A 19,923-nucleotide genomic window follows, 5' to 3' on the forward strand; every position below is an offset into this window, starting at 1 on the left:
TTCCTTCAGACCCCACCGTTGGCCAGTGGCGCCCTTGCCAGTCGGATTGTCTTCCCCTCAGTCGGGGTGACGCCATCTTCTTTCAGATGGCCGGGTTTGCCGGCTTCGCCGGGCAAACAAAAAAGGCGGCCTGGGCCGCCTTAGTAAATATTTTATCAGCAACCAGAAGTATTAGATGATACGGTAGCTGCTGATGATGAAGTTGCCGCTTTATAGACTACTTCACACGCAACACCATCACGTGCGGATGGTCTGATGGTAAGTTCATTTCCTGCAGCATCTGCACCACCTATAGCAGTGAAAGCTTGAGTGCTCACTGAACCGGACGCTGCAACATCAAGATCCTGCAGCATTTCGACAATACCGTTGGTATTAGCAGTAGGAAAACCATAAATAAATTTAACAGTATCCCCATCGATAGTTACGTCTTGTACAGTATTACCTTGATCTTTACCTTCCAGAATGGCTTTAGTGTTACCCAATGTCATAGCAGACTGAATAGAACTCTTCAGGCCATTAATATTTGCTGCATAGGCATCATCCTGCAGGTTGATAAACCTTGGTGCGGCCACAGCACCCAGAATGCCCAGAATTACAATAACAATTACCAGTTCGATCAGGGTAAAACCCGCTGCTCTTTTCATTTTCTTTCCTTGCCTTTTTATGTTGCCAGCCTGTTGTTAAAAGTTGAGTGGTTTACTCAACAAATTCAATGAACTACCGGGTCAAATCTTACCGTCCAAAATAGCTTCAATCCAGCCCTTTTTGTATAAAAATCGGTCATGGTTGCAAAAATTTTGCGTCAGCCGCCTTTTACCACATTTACCATGTCCCACATGGGGGTGAAAATGCCCAGGGCCAGGATCAGCACCATCACCGAAATGGCGACAATCAGGATGGGCTCTATCCGGGCGGTCAGGTTGGCGATGTCGTAGTCCACCTCCTCTTCATAAAACTTGCCCGCCTCCATCACCATTTCGTCGACGCGGCCGGTTTCCTCTCCCACCCGGAACATCTGCAGGATAAGGGGGGTGAACACCCGGCTGTTGGCGGCCACCGCCGACAGGCTGCTGCCCGAAGACAACCCCTCGGCCATGCCGAGGATGGCGCGGGTCAGAAAGGCGTTGTCGGTGGCGCTGCCGGCCAGGGCCAGCACCCGGGTAATGGGCACGCCGGCAGCCAGCATCATGGCAAAACTGCGGCAAAAACGCGCCAGCAGAATGCGTTTTATCAAGGGACCGACAATGGGGATGGACAACTGCAGCCGGTGCCAGCGGTAGCGGCCCGCCTCTGTGGTCACATAGCGCCACAGCACGACCACCAGCCCCCCCAGTACCAGCAGCAGGTGGCCGATGTAGTTGACGAAAAAATGGGAGGTGCCCAGCAAAAAGCGGGTGGTCCAGGGCAGCTCCGTGCCCATGCGGGCGAAAATGCCGCTGAAGGCGGGGATCACATAGAGGTTGAGCACCGTCATGGCGGCGATCATCGCCAGGCTGACGAACAGCGGGTAGCGGATGGCGGCCTTGACCCGGCGCTTGGTATCCAGCTCCAGCTGGTGGTAGTGGGCCAGTTGCAAAAAGGCCTGCTCCAGCTGGCCGGTGCTCTCGCCCACTTCCACCAGGGAGACGAACAGGGAGTTGAAAATATGGGGATGGGCGGCCATGGCGTTGGCCAGGGTCTGGCCCTGGTTCAGGCCCTGGCACACCTCGTCCAGGGCCTCCCTGAGCACCTTGTTGTCGGTGGTGTCGCGCAGCCCTTCGACGATGCGCAAAATGGGAATGCCGGCCCGGGTCAGGGAGGCGAACTGGCGGCTCAGGATCAGCAGCACCTCGGGCTTGAGGCCGCCCTTGAAAAACTGGCGCAGTTGCAGCCAGCCCTTGGTGCCGGCGCGGGCTTCCTTCAGCTCGATGGGGATCAGGCCGGCGTTGCTCAGGCTCTCCCCCGCCGCCTGGGCGGAGGCGGCTTCCAGCCGGCCCTCGTTGAGCTGGCCCTGACGGGTGCGGGCCTTGTAGTGGTAAAAGGGCATCAGTCAACCCACTCCGCCAGGCGCAGCACTTCGGTGGCGGCAATCTCCCCTTGCAGCGCCAGTTGCAGCGCCGACTGGGCCAGGGTGGTAAAACCGGGCAAGGCCGCCACCTGGCGGTTGAAGCCTTCGATGTCGTGCTCGCGCAGGGCGTCGGCCATGTCGTGGCTGATCTCCAGCCATTCATACACCCCCAGCCGGCCCTTGTGGCCCGAGTGGTTGCAGCTGGCGCAACCCGGGGCATGGTAAAACCGGCCGGTCAGCACCTCGGGGCTGAGGTGGTGTAAAAACTGCAGTTCGTTTTCCTCCAGCCGGTGCGCCACCTTGCAGTGTTCGCACAGTTTGCGCACCAGCCGCTGGGCCAGCACCGCCTTGAGGGTGCTGGCCACCAGGTAGCCGGGCACCCCCATGTCCATTAATCGTACTGCGGAGCTGGGGGCGTCGTTGGTGTGCAGGGTAGAGAGCACCAGGTGGCCGGTCAGGGCGCCGCGCATGGCGATTTCGGCGGTTTCCTGGTCGCGCATTTCGCCAATCAGCAGCACATCCGGATCCTGGCGCAGGCTGGTGCGCAGGATGCGGGCAAAGGTGAGGCCGATTTTGGCGTTGACCTGCACCTGGTTCACCCGGGACAGGCGGTATTCCACCGGATCCTCGGCGGTGATGATTTTGCGATCCGGGGTGTTCAGCTCCGACAGGGCACCGTACAGGGTGGTGGTTTTGCCGCTGCCGGTGGGCCCGGTCACCAGAATGATGCCGTTGGGGCTGGCCAGGCGGCGGCGAAAGGCGGCCAGCAGGGCCGGCGGCATGCCCGACTGGGCCAGGCTGCGTATGCCCTCGGACTGATCCAGCAGCCGCAGCACCACGGCCTCGCCGTGCTGCACCGGCATGGTGGCCATGCGCACGTCCACCGGACTGTTTTTTATCCTGAGTTCAAAGCGCCCGTCCTGGGGCAGGCGGCGCTCGGCGATGTCCAGCCCCGCCATCAGCTTGAGCCGCGACACCAGGGCCGGCGCTATGCCCACCTCCTTGAGTTCGGTTTCCTGCAACAGGCCGTCCACCCGCATGCGCAGGCGGATCAGGGTTTTGTCGGGCTCGATATGGATATCGGACGCCCCCACCTGCAGAGCATCCTCAAACAGGGAGTTGAGCAGGCGCGCCACGGTGGCGTCGCTGTCGTCCAGCCCCGAGGCCTCTACCGCCGGCCGGCTGGGGGCGTGCTCCACATGCAGCTGTTCGGCCAGGTTGGCGATGTCGTCGGTGCGCCGGTAGAGCTGGTCGTACAGGTCCAGCAACTGGCTGTGGGGCGCCACCGCCAGGTCGATTTCCCGGGGTGAAAGCAGGTTGGTGATGGCATCCTGGGTGTCGAGGTCGGCGGGATCCGACAACACCACCCGGGCCCGGCTGTCGTCCCCTTCAATCACCAGCGCCCGGTAGCGGCGGGCGTACACCTCGGACAGCAGCTTGACCGCGTTGCGGTCGATATTGACCTTGTTCAGATCCAGCAGCGGCAGGTCGAGCTGGCGCGCCACAAAGCCGAGCAGCGCCATTTCGTCGAGCACGCCCATCTGCACCAGCAGGGTGCCGAGCCGCCCCCCTTCCCGCTGCTGTTGCTGCAGCACGGCGGCCAGCTGGCCGTCGGTGATAACGCCGTGTTCAATCAGCAGTTCGCCCAGGCGTTTAGTCAGTTTGCGCTGTGCCATATTGCTCCAGTTGCTGCTCTACAAAACGTAAGGAAGCGTTGCCCAGATCGGCGCTGGCCAGGGCCTCGCGAAAGGCCGGCGCAAAGTCGAGCCCCAGTTCGCGCTGGCACAGCCCCAGCCCCAGCCACCAGGCACCGGTGCCGGCGGTGTCCAGCAGCCGTTGATAGAGCGGCATGGCCAGGACGCAGTTGCCACTGCGGCGGGCCATTTCCGCCTTCAGGCTGTAGTAGTCGAGGTGGCGGGCCAGCAGCGGGCTCACTTCGTCGAGCACCCGCAGGGCGGCGGCATGGCGCGACTGGCTGGCCAGCAAGCGGGCCAGGGCCAGGCGCATGTCCGCATGCTCGGGCGCCAGGGCCAGGCCCTGTTGCAGCAGGGCGCGGGCATCGTCCAGCGCCCCCCGGCCAAACTGCATGGCGGCCAGCCGCAGCCGGGTATCGTGGGCGTCCGGGTACTCGGCCAGCGCCTGGCCCAGCCGGTACTCGGCCCGGGCCCAGTCGCCGGCGGCCAGGGCGGCGTCCGCCTGCCGGCCCGCCTCCGCCAGCCAGTCGGCCCGGCTCAGGGTCACTTCGGTAATGCTGAGTTCCCCTTCCGGCGCCGGCAGTTCCACCATCAAATCGGCCCAGTCTTCACTGCTCCACTCTTCGGTTTCAGGCCACCGTTCGGCCTTGGCCACATCAGATTCAACCTGCGCGGAGGCCAGGGAGGGTAATAAGGCAAACAACAGGCCGAGCAACCGGGCATGACAGACCATGTCAGTGAGCCCCTCGGCCCGCATTAGCGGCATCGGGCACAAATACCGGTTCTGGCATTGGCGGATACCATTTTTCCAGCAGGTCCCGCGAACGCTGCAGCTCGTTTTGCCAGGTATTTTCAGTCACCACTACGGGACGCAGCATAATCACAAGTTCACTTTTTCTGGTACCTGTTTGCTGATTTTTAAACAACTGACCAATCACAGGAATATCTCCCAACAGTGGAACTCTGGACTCACTGTTAAATTGTTTTTCCTGCATCAAGCCACCAATGATAATCAACTCTCCGGAACGCGCCTCTACTATGGTATCCGACTCCCTGATGGTACTACTTGCCAATGGCAGCGCTACCGCCTGATTTTCACCAAACTGGATGACCTTGGTTACATCCGATACTTCCGTCACCGAAGGATGAATATGCAACAATACCTTGTTGTCATCCGCAATTTGCGGCGTGACATCGAGGGAGATCCCCGAGAAAAAGGGCGTCAGTTCGATATCTGGCGTAGTTTCACTGGTCGCACTGTTGGTGGTGGTGGTAAGCGAAAAGTCGGTAACAAAGTATTCGTCCGTACCCACCTTGATCACCGCCTTCTGGTTATTGCTGGTGGTAACGCGGGGATTGGACAGTGTGTTGACTTCACCCTGAGTCCTCAGCAGTTTAATGACAGAAGTAAAGTCGCCATTACTGAATGTAAACACATTGTCTGCAAAATTCAGCAGCGTTCCACCTGTGGCTACAAGTGAAGCTACGGGATTAAGAAAAGCCGTATCATTTATTGTAGTTACAGAGTTATTCTGAAATCCGGCATTCCTGGTAACCCCAGCGGTTCCACTTATTGTACCAATGGGTAAGCTCCCATCGGATGAACTTGTAACAGTGCCAGAGCCGCTCCCAGAGATATTCAACCCACTGGTTTGGGTATTATTTACTTGTGTCTGAAACGGCCCTCTGGAAAGATTTTGCCACTCTATCCCTTGTTCATAACCGTCGTTAAGCTCCACCTCGATAATGCGCGCCTCCAGGATCACCTGGCGCTTGAGCTGGCGCTCGGCCCGGGCCAGAAAATCCTCCACCAGCGCCAGCTCGTCGGGGGCGGCGCGCACCGTGACCAGCCCGGCCTGGGGATTGGTAACCACGACCCGCCCCTGCTCGCCGCCCACAAGGCGCCCGAGGGCGCTTTCCAGATCGGACCAGAAGTCGTTGGTCGACTCGGTGTTGATGCGGGTGGAACTGCCGTCGCCGCTGCCGTTGTCGCCGCCGGCGGACAGGCTGCTGCCGCTGATGGCGGTCTGGGACTGGCCGGCGCGGGACAGCATCAGGTAGTTGACGTTGAAGGTGCGGGTGCGCACCCCGTTGGGGAACACCTGGTATACCCCGCTGCGGCGCTCTATACCGTAGCCGTACAAGCCGGAAATGGCTTCCAGTATCTCCGGCAGGGTGGCCTGGCGCAGGTTGAGGGTAATGGTGCCGCTGACCTCGGGATGCACCGCTATGCTGACCCCGTGCTGGTTACCCAGGGCGGCGAAAAAGCTCCTCGCCTCGGCCTCGCTGGCGGTAACGTCGAAGCGGCGCAAGCCGTCCCGGGTCGCGGGCAAGGCCGGGGCCCGGCGGGCCCCCAGCAATTCCTGCTCCACCGCCGCCGGCACCGCGTCCGGACGGGCCTGGAGCGCCTCGTCGAGCGCCGCCTTGGGCAAACTGCCGTCCGGCGCATTAACACACCCGGCCAGGGAAGCGCCAAGCAGCGCCACGGTAAAAGGTCGTTTGGTGAATCTCATTGGCTACCCGAATGATCTGAAAGAGGAAACAGGGCCAGTTCCAGGGTTTCGCCCGGCCCCTGCAATACGATGCGCTGGCGTTCGATACGCGCCAGGGTAAAGGGACCTATAGCATCGCCCTGAAAATACAGCCGGCCGTCGACGATGGCGCTGGGCCGGCCGCCGCTGAAAATGGCCTGCAGCCTCGGCTGGCCGCCCAGGGCCACTACGGCGGGCGCGGTGTCGGCCAGGGGGGCCGGCGTCAGCGGCCGGGTCGGATCCTGCACTGCGGAAACGGTGCTGAGCAGGGCGAAAAGCAGGGTGTTAACCACGCAACAGCTCCCTGTGTTGGCTGATGGTAAAGAAATCGAGGCGAATGTCGCCGTCGGGATGGCGGTCCAGCTCAAAGCTCAGGCTCTGCCAGAAAATGCGTCCGCTCAGCCGCTCCAGCCGCTGGACATAGTCAAGCAGGTCGAGGTAACTGCCGCGCAGTTGCAGGCTCAGGCCATGCCGGTAGAGAGTGGCCCCCTCGCCGGTGTCCACCGGCTGGGGCGGCTGGTTGGCCAGTCCCACCAGGGTCAGCCCCTCGCCCTGCTCCAGCACCGACAGCAGCAAAGCGGCCATTTGCTCGGGTCCGACCAGGGTGCGCATACGCTGTTCGACGTTTTCGTTGAGCCGGCTGAGCTGGCGGTTGAGCCGTTCGATCTGCTGGCGGGCATCGTTGGCGTTGAGTTCCTGGATGCGCCGGTTGAGCTGGTCGCTCAGCTCGCCCTGCTCGCCCAGTTCGCGCTGCAGCCGCTGCTGCTCGGCCTGCAGCCCGCGGCCGCCGGCCTGCAGGGTTTGTTCGAACAACAGCAGGCCCAGCCAGGCCAGCAGGGCCCAGACGGCGGCGACCAGCAGCCAGCGCTCGCGCCGGGGGCGCGCCATAAAAGCCTGTTGGAGGCGGGTAACACGGCCGTTCATGGCGCGGCTCCTTCGCTGTTGAGGGTAAAGCGCAGCAAGCCCGGCTCCCGGCGCTGGATGTCGAGCCGATCGAAACTGCGCCGGGCCAGACTTTCCCGTTGTTCAAAACCGAGGATCCAGGCGGGCACCGCCGCCGCGTCGCCGGCCTCGCCGTTCAGCACCATGGCCTGGCCCCGCAGTTGCAGGCCGGTAAGGGAAACCCGGGGCCAGGGGATGCGCGCCAGATCCTCCAGGGTGGCAGCATACGACACCAGGTTATCCTGGCTCAGCACCCCGAGCAGTTGGCGGCGGGCGCGGATGTCCTGCTCCAGCCGCTGGCGCTGGCCGTCGTCCTGGCTGCGGTTGAGCAGCGCCAGGCTTTGCTGCAGTTGCTCCACCCCGCTGCGGGCCAGGGCCAGTTGTTGCGCCAGCTGGCGGTTTTGCTCCGCCAGCCGGTAATTGGACAGTCCCTGCCAGGCAAAGGCCAGGCCCCACAGCAGCAACACCACCACCGCGCCCAGCAGCAGATGGCGGGGGGTGGGATGATCACGCCTCGGGCGCAGCGCGGCCTGGTAAAATTCGATGCGGGTCTTCATGCCTGCTCTTCCCGCAGTATGCCGAGCGCCGGCAGGCTGACCGGAGGCAACCGGGCATGGGTCAGGGATTCGGGCTTGAGGTCGAACACCTGGCCAATGGCGGCCTGGATGGCCGGTGTTACCCGCTCGGGCAGGGCCAGATACCAGCGCCCGGGGGCATTGAGCTTGAGCTGGCCCACGGCGTAGTCGATGCTGCGCTGCAGTTCGAGCAGCAGGTTGTCGAACACGAACTGATCCACCGCCGCCTGCTCATCATCGAGCGCCTGAAAGCCGCGGATGGTACGGGAAAAATGCCATTGCCGCTGGTGGATAAAGGTCATCACCAGCTCCTGGCCCGGCACCTTGTGCAGTATCAGGCCGCGCACCTCGGGCTCCAGCAGGTTGGCCATGGCCAGTTCGTCCACCCCTATGGTGGCCACCTCGCCCAGGACGCCCGCCGCCCGTACCAGTTCGGCCAGCGGCTCGCGCCGGCTGTAATAGACAGCAATACGCGCCTGCCCCTGGGGATTGGGCGGCAGGTCGATATAGTCGAACAACAGGCTGTCGACGGGTTCGTCGACCAACTCGCGCATCAGCCAGGGCAATGCCTGGGCCAGCTCGTCGTCGGGCATGGCGGGCTTTTCGAGCTGGGTCTGCTGATACCATTGCCGGCTCAGAGCCAGGCGCAGTGCCCGCCCCTGCCAGCCCTGTTCGGTCACTAGTGCCTGCAACGCCGCCGGGGCGCTTTCTCCCCGCCCCAGGGGACGTTGCACCACCTGCTGGTCCTCGGCGTCCGCCACGCCGTAAAGGGCGTTCTGGGTCAGGTAGATACCCACCGAAGAGGTTGCCCGGGCGGGCTTGAACCAGTTGAACTTCAAGGCCATGGTCACCGCGTGAAAATAGGAAAAATCCAGTATAAACAGTTAAAAGCCGTTAATGAACAGGCGCTTGTGCCTCGATGAACGAAAAAAGGGACGCGTGCGCGTCCCTTGGTGACAATCTTGATCCAGATCAATGGTCGTGGGCGGCACCGGCGCCTTTGGGGAAGCGGATGCTCTCCACCAGATCCTGCACCTCTTTCGGGGTTTCGGTGGTCAGCTTGGCCACCACCAGCGATACCGCCAGGTTGACCAGCATGCCCAGGGTACCAATGCCCTCGGGGGAGATGCCGAACCACCAGTTGTCCGGGGTGCTGGCCGCCGGGTTGATGAACTTGAAGTAGATGATGTAGGCGGCGGTAAAGGCGATACCGGTCACCATGCCGGCAATGGCGCCTTCCTTGTTCATCTTCTTGTAGAAGATGCCGAGCACGATGGCCGGGAAGAAGGAGGCCGCCGCCAGGCCGAAGGCAAAGGCCACCACCTGGGCCACAAAGCCGGGCGGGTTGATGCCGAGGTAGCCGGCGCCTATTACCGCCACCGCCGCCGCCAGCCGCGCCGCCAGCAGTTCCTGCTTCTCGGTCATGTCGGGCTTGAAGCCCTTCTTGAGCAGGTCGTGGGCGATGGAGGTGGAGATCACCAGCAGCAGGCCGGCCGCGGTAGACAGCGCCGCCGCCAGGCCGCCGGCGGCCAGCAGGGCCACCACCCAGTTGGGCAACTGGCCGATTTCGGGGCTGGCCAGCACGATGATGTCCGGGCTGATGGTCATTTCGTTGCGCTCGTCGCCGGAGTAGAACAGGCGGCCGTCGCCGTTTTTGTCATCCCAGGCCACCAGGCCGGTTTTCTCCCAGTTGCCGACCCAGCTCGGGGCCTGCGCCGCGACCACGCCCTGACCGTCGGTGCCGTTCAGGCCTTCAATCATGTTGGCGCGGGCAAAGGCGGCCACGGCCGGGGCTGTGGTGTAGAGGAAGGAGATGAACAGCAGCGCCCAGCCGGCGGAGATGCGGGCATCGCGCACCTTGGGCACGGTGAAGAAGCGGATGATGACGTGGGGCAGACCGGCGGTACCCACCATCAGGGCGGCGGTGATAAAGAACACATCAACGCCGGACTTGGTGCCCGAGGTGTATTCGGTAAAGCCGAGTTCACGGGACAGGCCGTCCAGTTTTTCCAGCAGATATACGCCGTCCGAGGTCTGGCCGATAAAGCCGAGCTGGGGCAGCGGAGTGCCGGCCACCAGCAGCGACACAAACACGGCCGGCACCAGGAAGGCGAAGATCAGCACGCAGTACTGGGCCACCTGGGTGTAGGTGATGCCCTTCATGCCGCCCATCACGGCGTAGAAGAACACGATGGCCATGCCGATGATGACGCCGAGGTTGATGTCCACCTCGAGGAAGCGGGAGAACACCACGCCCACGCCGCGCATCTGCCCGGCCACATAGGTGAAGGACACGAAGATGGCGCAGAACACCGCCACCATGCGGGCGGTCTGGGAATAATAACGATCCCCGATAAAGTCCGGCACCGTGAACTTGCCGAACTTGCGCAGGTAGGGCGCCAGGCACAGGGCCAGCAGCACATAACCGCCGGTCCAGCCCATCAGGTAGACGCCGCCGTCGTAACCGGCGAAGGAGATAATGCCGGCCATGGAGATGAAGGAGGCCGCCGACATCCAGTCCGCGGCCGTGGCCATGCCGTTGGCCACCGGGTGCACGCCGCCGCCGGCCACGTAGAATTCACCGGTGGTGCCGGCCCGGGCCCAGATGGCGATGCCGATATAGAGGGCGAAACTCAGCCCCACCAGAATAAATGTCCAGGTTTGGATATCCATGTCCTACCCCTTACTCTTCGTCAACGTTGTATTTTTTGTCGAGCACGTTCATTCGCCATACGTAGACGAAGATCAGCACCACGAACACATAAATGGAGCCCTGCTGGGAGAACCAGAAACCCAGTTTGGCGCCGCCGATGGTGAAGGCATTGAGCACATCCACCAGTATGATGCCGAACAGGTAGGACACCGCGAACCAGATGGCCAGCAAGATGGCCATCAACCGCAGGTTTTCGCTCCAGTACGCTTTTGCTTTTTCCTGATTTTCGAACGCCATTCTCTTTCTCCTTGAATAGCCGAATACGGTTCGAAAATAACAGTAGCGCGTTAACGGGGCGTTGAAACTTAGACTTTGGTATTAACCAATAATTAACAAAACAGAAACATTACTCGACAAGGACGATGGTGCCTCTCCCTGGCACCGAGGAGCCGCTGAACGGAGCACCGCCGCGGCCGCTAGCGATCGGCCAGGCGGCCCCGTTATTCAGAGCAGGACCAGGGTCAGATAGACCACCAGCGGAATGGTCAGCACCGACAGGGCATTGCCGAGCAGCACTATGCTGGCCATTTTGTCGGGCTGGCATCCATATTGTTCGCACAACAGGTAGTTGAGCACCGCCGGCGGCAACATCACCGACAGCGCCAGCAGCCGCAGCCAGTCGTTGCCGAGCGGCAGCCACCAGGCCACCAGGGCAAAGCTCAGCGCCCCCGCCAGCAAATAGGCCAGATTGACCCGCAGGGCCAGGCCCAGGTTGCCCATTTCCCCTTCCGCCAGGCGCACGCCCAGGGCGAACAGCATCAGCGGCACCGCTATCTGGCCCAGCAGGTCGGCGCTGGTATAGACAAACTCCGGCAGCAAAGCCCGGTGCTCCGCCAGCAGCAGCCCCGCCAGGGCCGCCCACACATTGGGATTTTGCAGCCACCGCCAGCGGCCCGCCTCCCTCGACAGGATAAAGAGCCCGAGCGAAAAGTGGATCAGGTTGGACAGCACGAACAACAGAATGATGGCGCCCAGTTGATCGGCGCCATAGGCCAGCATCATCAAGGGAATGCCGATGTTGCCGGTGTTGCGGAACATGCCCGCCAGCACCAGAGTACGCCGCTCCAGCCCGTGAAACCGGAACAGGCACAGCAACAGGCCGGGCAGCAGTATGCACAACACACCGGCCAGCAGCAGCAGCCCGCTGTCGGCCAGCGCGAGCGGATTCTGGATCAGGGCCGAAAACACCAGGGCCGGGCAGAACAGAGCCACGTTGGCCTGGTTGACAAAGCCCATGTCCGCCTGGCGCTGACGCCGGCCAAAAACCCAGCCGGCGGCCACCACGGCGAACACCGGCACCACGATATTGAGCAGGGTCAGCAACATAAAAAAGGAGCCAAAAGACGGCATAGTGCGTCTTTTGGCTCCCTGTGTCCAGATGAAGGGGAAACCGCCCGGCGGCTTGCCGCTGGGCGGCAGATGGCAGGCGGGCTGCCCGCGCTCCGGTATCAGCCGTAGCGGCTGAAGGCCAGGCCGTCGTGGTCTATCTCCGGCGCCTTGCCGCTGATCAGGTCGGCAATCAGCTTGCCCGAGCCCGGGCCCATGGTCCAGCCCAGGGTGCCGTGGCCGGTGTTGAGCCACAGGTTCTTGAAGCGGGTGCCGCCGATGATGGGGGTGCCGTCCGGGGTCATGGGCCGGAAACCGGTCCAGAACTCGGCCTGGTCAATCTTGCCGCCTTCCGGGAACAGGCTCTTCACCGAATGGGCGATGGTCTCGCGCCGGGCATTGGGCAGGTCGCCGTTGAAGTCGGCCAGCTCGGCGGTACCGGCGGCACGGATGCGGTTGTCGAAACGGGTAATGGCCACCTTGAAGGTTTCGTCCATCACGGTGGACTGGGGCGCGTCCTCGTCCTTGTTGACCTCTATGGTCAGGGAGTAACCCTTGACCGGGTAGATGGGCAGGCGCAGGCCGAGCGGGTTGAGCAGGAAGGGAGAATAGCTGCCCATGCACACCAGCACCTGATCGGCGTTTTCCAGGCCGGTGGCGGTCTGCACGCCGCTGATCCGATCACCGTCGCGCACCAGTGCCTTGATCTCGGTGTTGAACTTGAACACCACGCCCTTTTCCTGGCATTTCTTCACCAGCGCCTTGGTGAACAGGTTGCAGTCGCCGGTCTGATCGTCCGGGAAGTGCAGGCCGCCCACCAGTTTGTCCTTGACCCGGGCCAGGGCCGGTTCGCGGGCGATACAGTCGTCCACGCTGAGCATGGCATGGTTGACGTTGAATTCCTGCAGCACCTTGATGTCCTTGGCGGCATCGTCCACCTGCTTCTGGGTGCGGAACACCTGCAGCAGGCCCTGCTTGCGGCTTTCAAACGGCAGGCCCAGCTCGTCCTGCAGGGCGTTGATGCACTGGCGGCTGTACTCGGATACCCGCACCATGCGCGACTTGTTGATGCCGTAGGATTTTTCATTGCAATTGGCCAGCATCGACAGCATAAACTTCCACTGAGCCGGATTCAGGCTGGGACGGACCTTGAGGGGAGCATGGGCCTGGAACATCCACTTGACGGCCTTCATGGGAATACCGGGGCCGGCCCAGGGGGAAGACATGCCGAAAGACAGCTGGCCGGCGTTGGCGAAGCTGGTTTCCTCGGCCGCATCGGGCTGGCGGTCGATGACCACCACCTCATGGCCCTGCTGGGCCAGGTACCAGGCACTGGTTACACCGACAACACCACTACCCAACACTAAAACTTTCATAACACTCCCCTATCAAGATGCTTGGACGGCGACAATATCATCTAAAAAAGAAATAAAATCCAGAGCAATAAACAAGGAGAAAAGCGCCGGGGCCGGACGCCGCCAAGGCGCCGGAGGGCGGGGATATATGTTCAACTACAGCAGTTTTTCACAAAAGATGAAAACTCCAATTAATATAAAAATATAAGAACATTAATCTTAACATTTACTTCGTGTGACCAACATCACAAAGCCGGAAAATCGGCCTGCTCCAGCAGCCGGCGCAAGGCGCTCAGCTCCTCCCCGGGCAACGGCTGGCCATGATCGGGCCAGGCACAGGCCGCCCGGGCCCGGGCGGCAAAGACCCCGGCGCCCAGCCGGTCGGCTTCCCGCGCCAGTTGGCGCAGCAGCCGGCCGGCCTCGGCCCAGTCCGCTTCCGCCTCGGCCGCCTGCAACAACCACAATTGTTCGCCGGCCTGCTCGGTAAATTCGGCCGTCAGCCCGCCGGCCGGTGCCGCCACCGCTTCCGCATCCGGCAGGGCCTCGTCGCCGCAGGCCTGCACCAGGGCCTGGTAGAGTTCGCGCCGGCTGACCGGCTTGGTGACATAGCCGTTCATGCCCGAGCCCAGGCTGGTTTCCCGGTCGCCGCGCATGGCGCTGGCGGTCAGGGCAATAATGGGCACCTCGTGGTGGACCCGGAGCTTGCGGATCTGGCGGGTCGCCTCCAGTCCGTCCAGAATTGGCATCTGCAGATCCATCAGGACCGCATCGAAACGGCGCCGGGTCACCTGCTCCACCGCCTGGCGACCGTTGTCGGCCAGGCTGACCACGGCCCCCACCTGGTTGAGGAATTCGACAATCAGCTGCTGGTTGACCCTGTTGTCTTCCGCCAGCAGGATCCGCCGCCCCGCCAGCGCGCGCTTGAAGCGGGCCTCCTGCGGATCCTCCACCGCCAGGGCCGGCTCGGGTCCGGCCGGCTCGCCCAGCAGGCGCTGCAGGCAGGCGCACAGGCGGCCCCAGGTGACCGGCTTGGACAGGTAATGGCGGATGCCCAGGGCCTGCATCTGGGCCGCCGGCCGGTCCCGGCCGAAGGCGCTGGCCACCACTATCTCCACCTGCTCCAGGTGCGGCTGCTGGCGCAGGTAGCGGGCCAGCTCCAGGCCGTTTTCCCGCCCTATACAGCAGTCGATAAAGGCCAGGCGCAGTTCGCCGCCCCAGCGCTGCACCAACTCCCGGGCGCCGGCCAAATCCCGGGCCGTCAGCACCACCAGCCCCGCCTGCTGCAGCATCCGCTCCATCACCTCCAGCGCCAGGGCGTTGTCGTCCACCAGCAGCACCTTTTCGCCCCGCCCCGGCGGCGGTATCGCCTCGCTGGCCGCCGGGGCCGGACGCAGCGGCAGCTCGACCCTGAAAGTCGAGCCTCGCCCCGGTTCGCTGGCCACCGAAATACGGCCATCCATCAGCTCCACCAGGTGATGGCAGATGCTGAGTCCCAGGCCACTGCCGCCGTATTTGCGGGTGGTGCTGGCATCCACCTGGGTAAAGGACTGGAACAGCCGGTCGAGCTGCTCGGGCATAATGCCGATGCCGGTATCCCTGACCTCGAAACACAGGCGGGGCTCGGGCCCGGGCACCACCCTCACCGTCAGCACCACCTCCCCCCGTTCGGTAAACTTGAGGGCGTTGCCGACCAGGTTGACCAGGATCTGTCCCAGGCGCAGGGGATCGCCGCGCAGCCAGTCGGGCACCTCGTCGCCCTTGTCGATGATCACCTCCAGCTGTTTTTGCTCCGACATGTCGGCAAACAACCCCGACAACCGCTCCAGCTGTTCATCGAGGCAGAAGGGAATGTCTTCCAGCTCCAGCTTGCCCGCCTCCACCCTGGTCAGGTCGAGGATGTCGTTGATCAGCAGCAGCAGGTTGTCGGAAGACAACCGGATCTTGCCCAGGTATTCGGCCTGGCGGCTGTCGAGCGGAGTTTGCTGCAACAGGGAGGCAAAGCCGATGATGGCGTTCATGGGGGTACGGATTTCATGGCTCATGTTGGCCAGAAAATCGCTTTTGGCCTGGGCCAGGGCGCGGGCGGCCCGGTTGGCCTGGCGCAGGCGGCGGTTGCTGCGATAGAGCAGGCCGCCACCGGCGCACAGCACCACCAGTACCAGGCTCGCCGCCAGTGCCAGCAGGCGGTTGCGGCTGTGCTCGGTTTGCCGGCGCCATTCGGCAACCCAGTGATAGAAGTCGGCGATGTCGCTTGCGGCGAACCGGTGGCGCAGGCGGATCAGCCGGTCCAGGCTGTCCAGGTAGATGCCGTGCACCAAAAACAGCTCGGCCTGCTGCGGATACCGGTCGGCCAGGGCCGCCGCCTGGCGCTCCAGCTCGCGCACGAACAGGCGGTTGCCAGCATAGAAATAAAGCCGGCTGTGCTGGAGCAGGGGCTGAAAGTCCCGCCGCGGCTGGCCGGACAGGCCGCGCACCGCCTTGCTGAACACCGCCAGGCCGTGGCGGGCATGGATGTCCGCCTCCTGCAGGGTGCGCAGGCTGTCCAGGTAATCGGCCAGGCGGGCATCCACCTCGCCGCCGGTCAGGGCCGCCGGCCCCGGCCGCTGCAGGAAGTCCCTAAACCGCGACAGCATCAGGCTGAGCCGGCGCACCTCCTCGTCCAGCAGCAAGCCGTCCTCGGCGTCCAGCGTCATCACCCCGTGGTGGATATGGTGCAGTTCGTCGGCAATGGGATCGGCGTAGTACAGCAGTTCCCGGCTATCCTGATACTGGCGGTACAGTCCCCGGCCATGCGCCGCCAGCCACCACAGCAAGCCCAGCGCCAGCGCCAGCCAGAGCAGGCCGCGACGGCAAAATAAGGATTTTACAGAAGCGATCATCTGTTGTTTCCACACTGGGGTGATATACTAACAACCCTATACAAAACAATAACATAACGAGAAATAAACATGTCTGATGAAGTTCCGCAGCAAGTCGTTAATATCAAGGCCAAGTGGGGGATACTGCTCGCCAATATCGCCCTGTTCGTGATCCTGCTCACCAGTCTGCCGTTCGAGCCCAGCGTCAACAAAGGGCTCAGCCTGCTCATCTTTATTGCCGTGCTGTGGCTGACCGAGGCCATCCATATTACCATCACCGCCCTGCTGGTGCCGCTGCTCGCCACCCTGCTCGGCATTCTCAACACCAACACCGCCCTGGCCAGCTTTTCCAACTCCATCATCTTCCTCTTCCTCGGCGGCTTCGCCCTGGCGGCGGCGATGCACAGCCAGGGGCTGGATCGGCTGATCGCCAGCCGTATCCTGCAACTGGCCCGGGGCCGGCTGGCCGCCGCCGTGCTGCTGCTGTTCGCCACCGCCGCCTTCCTGTCCATGTGGATCAGCAACACCGCTACCGCCGCCATGATGCTGCCCCTGGCGCTCGGCCTGCTGTCCTGCCTGGATGCCCAAAAGCACCGCAACACCTTTGTGTTCGTGCTGCTGGGCGTGGCCTACAGCGCCAGCATCGGCGGCATCGCCACCCTGGTGGGCAGCCCGCCCAACGCCATTGCCGCCGCCGAGGTGGGCCTGAGCTTCAGCGAATGGATGGCACTCGGCCTGCCGGTCACCCTGATGCTGCTGCCGGTCGCCATCGTTGTGCTCTATCTGCTGTTCCGCCCTCAGCTCAACGAGCGCATCACCCTGGAGCAGGAAACCATCAGCTGGACCGGCAAGCGCAAGCTCACCCTGGCCATCTTCCTGCTCACCGTCTGTCTGTGGATTTTCTCCACCCCGGTGTCCACCGCCCTGGGCGGCCTGGCGGCCTTCGATACCCTGGTGGCACTGCTGGCCATTATTCTGATCGGCGTCAGCCGGGTGGCCGAATGGAAGGACATTGAAAAGCACACCGACTGGGGTGTACTGCTGCTGTTCGGCGGCGGTCTGACCCTGAGCCACATACTGCGCGAAACCGGCACCAGCCTGTTCCTGGCCAACCACCTGGCGGACATGCTAGGCAATGCCAACCCCTTCATCATCCTGCTGGCGATCACCGCCTTTGTGGTGTTCCTGACCGAGCTGGCCTCCAACACCGCCAGCGCCGCCCTGCTGATCCCGGTGTTCGTGGCGGTGGCGGAAGGGCTGGGACTGACGCCGGTCATGGTGGCGTCGGTGATCGCGGTGTCCGCCTCCTGCGCCTTCATGCTGCCGGTGGCCACGCCGCCCAATGCCATCGTGTTCGGCTCCGGCCTTATCCGCCAGGGCGACATGATGAAGGCGGGCTTCTTCCTCAACCTGGCCTGTATCGGTTTGCTGGCGGTCTACTTTTTCCTGCTCGGCTGAGTCCGGAATGCAAAAAAGCCGCTTGCTGAAGCGGCTTTTTTATTGGGCGCATCCTTGCCGGATCGGGCTTACTGCTGCCAGAACGGCTTGCTGGCTTCCTGGTAGCGATCGGCTTCGTTCAGGCCGATATCCTTGAGCAGGTAAGCGGGCAATTCGGACAGCTCGCGGCGGGTGCGGCTGCGCTGCAGCCACAGGGCCAGAGTGGCACGCAGGCCGGCATGACGTTGGGCCGGGCGGGCCAGGGATTGGGAAGACCGGATGGAATGGTTGACTGTGCTCATGATGCGCCTCCTGAATGATGTCGCGCACAGCATAGTGAGCCCCGGGGACCGTCTCAACTCACTTTTCTTTACCCGTAAAATAAATAAAACTAATGGCAAATCACTGACAAACCAGTCGCAAATATCTTATTCATCATTATCTAACAAGTGCGTTACCAGGGCCGGGCCGGGCATAGAACAAGAACACACAGGCCTGACGCTGACTATGCCCGCCGGGTGACTGATTATGCAAAAGCCTGCTTTCACACCGCCATCCCGCCAGGGGCCAGCCCTCTTGTGCCGCATAAATCCCGTTCGGCCCGGCTCACGGCCGGAACAGGTGTCCGCCGGCGATGTGTATCACTGTGCAAAAAACACGGATGCACTGCCGGGCCGCGAAAGCGACAGAAAACAACACCCCATTAACAATGATTTTTAAAAAATTCCTGAGAAATTCCCGGAATTCCCGTGGAAACCCGCATTCAGGAGGCAGCTCGCCAGGCAGGCCCAGTGATTTTACCCCGGCCGCTCCCTGCTCTGCGCCCTGCTTGACTATCCTGAACACACAAGGTCCATTCGAGGAGCCGTGTTATGAAACGAGAACAATGGGGTTCCCGCACCGGATTTATCCTGGCGGCGGTCGGCTCGGCGGTGGGCCTGGGCAACATCTGGCGTTTCCCCTACATGGCCTACGAAAACGGCGGCGGGGCCTTTTTCATCCCCTACCTGTTCGCCATGCTCACCGCCGGCATTCCCTTTATGATCCTGGAGTTCACTCTGGGCCACAGGTACCGCTCGGGCGCCCCCCGCACCCTGGCCACCCTCAATGCCCGCTTCGAGTGGCTGGGCTGGTTCCAGGTGATGATCTCGGCCATCATCGCCTTTTACTATGTGGTGGTGATTGCCTGGGCCATTTCCTACACGGGTTTCGCCGTTACCCAGTCCTGGGGCGAGGACAGCAACGGCTTTTTCTTCGGCGAGTTTCTGGGGCTGACCGGCGACCAGTCCCCTTCCCGCCTGGGCGGGCTGCAGTGGCACCTGCTGCTGCCCCTGGCACTGGCCTGGGCCGCCAGCTACTTCGCCACCTACCGGGGCGTGAAGGGCGGCATTGAAAAAATCAACAAGGTGCTGATGCCGCTGCTGTTCCTGATGGTGCTGCTGCTGATCGCCCGCATTGTTTTCCTGCCCGGGGCGCTGGACGGCATCAACTGGATGTTCGCTCCCGACTTCAGCAAAATCCGCGATCTCAAGGTGTGGTCCGCCGCCTATGGCCAGATTTTCTTCACCCTGAGCGTGGGCTTCGCCATCATGCTGTCCTACGCCAGCTACCTGCCGGAAAAATCCGACATCAACAACAACGCCTTTATGACGGTACTGATGAACTGCGGCTTTTCCATGCTGGCGGGCATCATGATCTTCGGCGCCCTGGGCTACATGGCCGCCGCCCAGGACAAGGCCCTCACCGAGGTGGTGAGCTCCGGCGTGGGCCTGGCCTTTGTCACCCTGCCCACCGCCATCAACCTGCTGCCCGCCCCGGGCATCATGGGGCCGCTGTTTTTCCTGGCACTGGTGTTCGCCGGGGTCAGCTCCCATATTTCCATCGCCGAGGCGGTGACCACGGGGCTGATGGACAAGACCGGCTGGAGCCGGCCGAAAACCGCGACCCTGTTCTGCGCGGCCGGCTTTCTGGCCAGCCTGCTGTTCATCACCCAGGGCGGCCTGCTGTTGCTGGATCTGGTGGACTACTTTATCAACAACATCGCCCTGCTCGGTGCCTGCCTGCTGGAACTGCTGCTGGTGGGCTGGCTGTGCCGGCTGGAGGACTACCGCCAGTACGCCAACCGCCTCTCCGAGTTCAGCGTGGGCGGCTGGTGGCGGCTGTGCATCAAATTCGTCTCGGTGGGTATGCTGGTGGTGATCCTGTTCAACAACATCGCCGGCGCCTTCCGGGAAAACTACGGCGGCTATTCGGATCGGGAAGTGCTGTTCCTCGGCTGGGGCATGATAGCCCTGATGCTGGTGGTGGCGGTGCTGATCAATGCCGGCAGCAAAACGGAGAAGACCCCATGACAACAGGCGCCATCATCATGATGCTGATTGGCCTCGGCATTACCTGGGGCGGCGCGGCCCTGTGCATCCGCCGGGCCATGCGCGGACGCTGAAG

Annotated in this window: 18 protein-coding genes; 3 read left to right on the plus strand and 15 right to left on the minus strand. The window is 62.6% G+C overall.

Annotated features, from left to right (window positions below; all coding sequences use genetic code 11):
* Positions 1-155 precede the first annotated feature (155 nt).
* The 14 genes from C7I36_RS17825 to C7I36_RS00070 all read right to left on the minus strand — a co-directional run bounded on the left by C7I36_RS17825 (position 156) and on the right by C7I36_RS00070 (position 16,062).
* Entirely contained in the window at positions 156-644 is a 489-nt protein-coding gene (locus C7I36_RS17825; RefSeq protein ID WP_106451703.1) for a type II secretion system protein, read from the minus strand.
* Between the two features lie 158 nt (positions 645-802).
* Positions 803-2,026, minus strand: coding sequence for a type II secretion system F family protein (locus tag C7I36_RS00010; RefSeq protein WP_106451704.1), 1,224 nt, complete (start codon positions 2,024-2,026; stop codon positions 803-805).
* Positions 2,026-3,723: a GspE/PulE family protein gene (locus tag C7I36_RS00015; RefSeq protein WP_106451705.1), complete on the minus strand. Its 1,698-nt coding sequence runs from the start codon at positions 3,721-3,723 to the stop codon at positions 2,026-2,028. The genes C7I36_RS00010 and C7I36_RS00015 overlap by 1 nt, the downstream gene beginning before the upstream one ends.
* Entirely contained in the window at positions 3,701-4,474 is a 774-nt protein-coding gene (locus C7I36_RS00020; protein WP_106451945.1) for a tetratricopeptide repeat protein, read from the minus strand. Before C7I36_RS00020 ends, C7I36_RS00015 begins: the two co-directional genes overlap by 23 nt.
* Position 4,475: 1 nt before the next feature.
* Positions 4,476-6,254 carry a pilus (MSHA type) biogenesis protein MshL gene (gene mshL / locus C7I36_RS00025; RefSeq protein ID WP_106451706.1) on the minus strand — a complete coding sequence of 593 codons (1,779 nt, stop codon included), beginning with the start codon at positions 6,252-6,254 and terminating at the stop codon, positions 4,476-4,478.
* Positions 6,251-6,565, minus strand: coding sequence for a hypothetical protein (locus C7I36_RS00030; protein WP_106451707.1), 315 nt, complete (start codon positions 6,563-6,565; stop codon positions 6,251-6,253). The genes mshL and C7I36_RS00030 overlap by 4 nt, the downstream gene beginning before the upstream one ends.
* Positions 6,558-7,196, minus strand: a complete 639-nt coding sequence (locus C7I36_RS00035) for a type 4a pilus biogenesis protein PilO (protein ID WP_106451708.1) — start codon at positions 7,194-7,196, stop codon at positions 6,558-6,560. Before C7I36_RS00035 ends, C7I36_RS00030 begins: the two co-directional genes overlap by 8 nt.
* A complete protein-coding gene (locus C7I36_RS00040; RefSeq protein WP_106451709.1) occupies positions 7,193-7,771 on the minus strand; it encodes a fimbrial assembly protein in 579 nt (192 codons plus the stop codon). Before C7I36_RS00040 ends, C7I36_RS00035 begins: the two co-directional genes overlap by 4 nt.
* The gene (locus tag C7I36_RS00045) at positions 7,768-8,634 is read right to left on the minus strand and encodes an MSHA biogenesis protein MshI (protein WP_106451710.1); all 867 of its coding nucleotides are present in this window, start codon (positions 8,632-8,634) and stop codon (positions 7,768-7,770) included. Before C7I36_RS00045 ends, C7I36_RS00040 begins: the two co-directional genes overlap by 4 nt.
* Before the next feature lie 127 nt (positions 8,635-8,761).
* Positions 8,762-10,462: a sodium:solute symporter family protein gene (locus C7I36_RS00050; RefSeq protein WP_106451711.1), complete on the minus strand. Its 1,701-nt coding sequence runs from the start codon at positions 10,460-10,462 to the stop codon at positions 8,762-8,764.
* A gap of 10 nt (positions 10,463-10,472) precedes the next feature.
* Positions 10,473-10,739, minus strand: a complete 267-nt coding sequence (locus C7I36_RS00055; RefSeq protein ID WP_106451712.1) for a DUF4212 domain-containing protein — start codon at positions 10,737-10,739, stop codon at positions 10,473-10,475.
* A 207-nt stretch (positions 10,740-10,946) separates the two neighbouring features.
* Entirely contained in the window at positions 10,947-11,828 is an 882-nt protein-coding gene (locus tag C7I36_RS00060) for an AEC family transporter (protein WP_106451946.1), read from the minus strand.
* A gap of 122 nt (positions 11,829-11,950) precedes the next feature.
* On the minus strand, positions 11,951-13,204 hold the full coding sequence (locus C7I36_RS00065) for a D-amino acid dehydrogenase (protein WP_106451713.1): 1,254 nt from the start codon (positions 13,202-13,204) through the stop codon (positions 11,951-11,953).
* Between the two features lie 224 nt (positions 13,205-13,428).
* The gene (locus C7I36_RS00070; protein WP_106451714.1) at positions 13,429-16,062 is read right to left on the minus strand and encodes a response regulator; all 2,634 of its coding nucleotides are present in this window, start codon (positions 16,060-16,062) and stop codon (positions 13,429-13,431) included.
* A gap of 69 nt (positions 16,063-16,131) precedes the next feature.
* On the opposite strand from C7I36_RS00070, the gene C7I36_RS00075 reads away from it, so the two are divergent.
* Entirely contained in the window at positions 16,132-17,499 is a 1,368-nt protein-coding gene (locus tag C7I36_RS00075; protein ID WP_106451715.1) for an SLC13 family permease, read from the plus strand.
* A 68-nt stretch (positions 17,500-17,567) separates the two neighbouring features.
* On the opposite strand, the gene C7I36_RS00080 is transcribed toward C7I36_RS00075, so the two are convergent.
* Entirely contained in the window at positions 17,568-17,780 is a 213-nt protein-coding gene (locus tag C7I36_RS00080) for a DUF1127 domain-containing protein (RefSeq protein ID WP_106451716.1), read from the minus strand.
* A gap of 570 nt (positions 17,781-18,350) precedes the next feature.
* Here C7I36_RS00080 and C7I36_RS00085 point away from each other — a divergent pair.
* Together C7I36_RS00085 and C7I36_RS00090 are read left to right on the plus strand one after the other, a co-directional pair.
* On the plus strand, positions 18,351-19,829 hold the full coding sequence (locus tag C7I36_RS00085) for a sodium-dependent transporter (RefSeq protein ID WP_106451717.1): 1,479 nt from the start codon (positions 18,351-18,353) through the stop codon (positions 19,827-19,829).
* The gene (locus tag C7I36_RS00090) at positions 19,826-19,921 is read left to right on the plus strand and encodes a MetS family NSS transporter small subunit (RefSeq protein ID WP_106451718.1); all 96 of its coding nucleotides are present in this window, start codon (positions 19,826-19,828) and stop codon (positions 19,919-19,921) included. Before C7I36_RS00085 ends, C7I36_RS00090 begins: the two co-directional genes overlap by 4 nt.
* Positions 19,922-19,923 lie beyond the last annotated feature (2 nt).

The sequence above is a fragment of the Zobellella taiwanensis genome (genome assembly GCF_003012795.1).
Lineage (GTDB): Bacteria > Pseudomonadota > Gammaproteobacteria > Enterobacterales > Aeromonadaceae > Oceanimonas > Oceanimonas taiwanensis.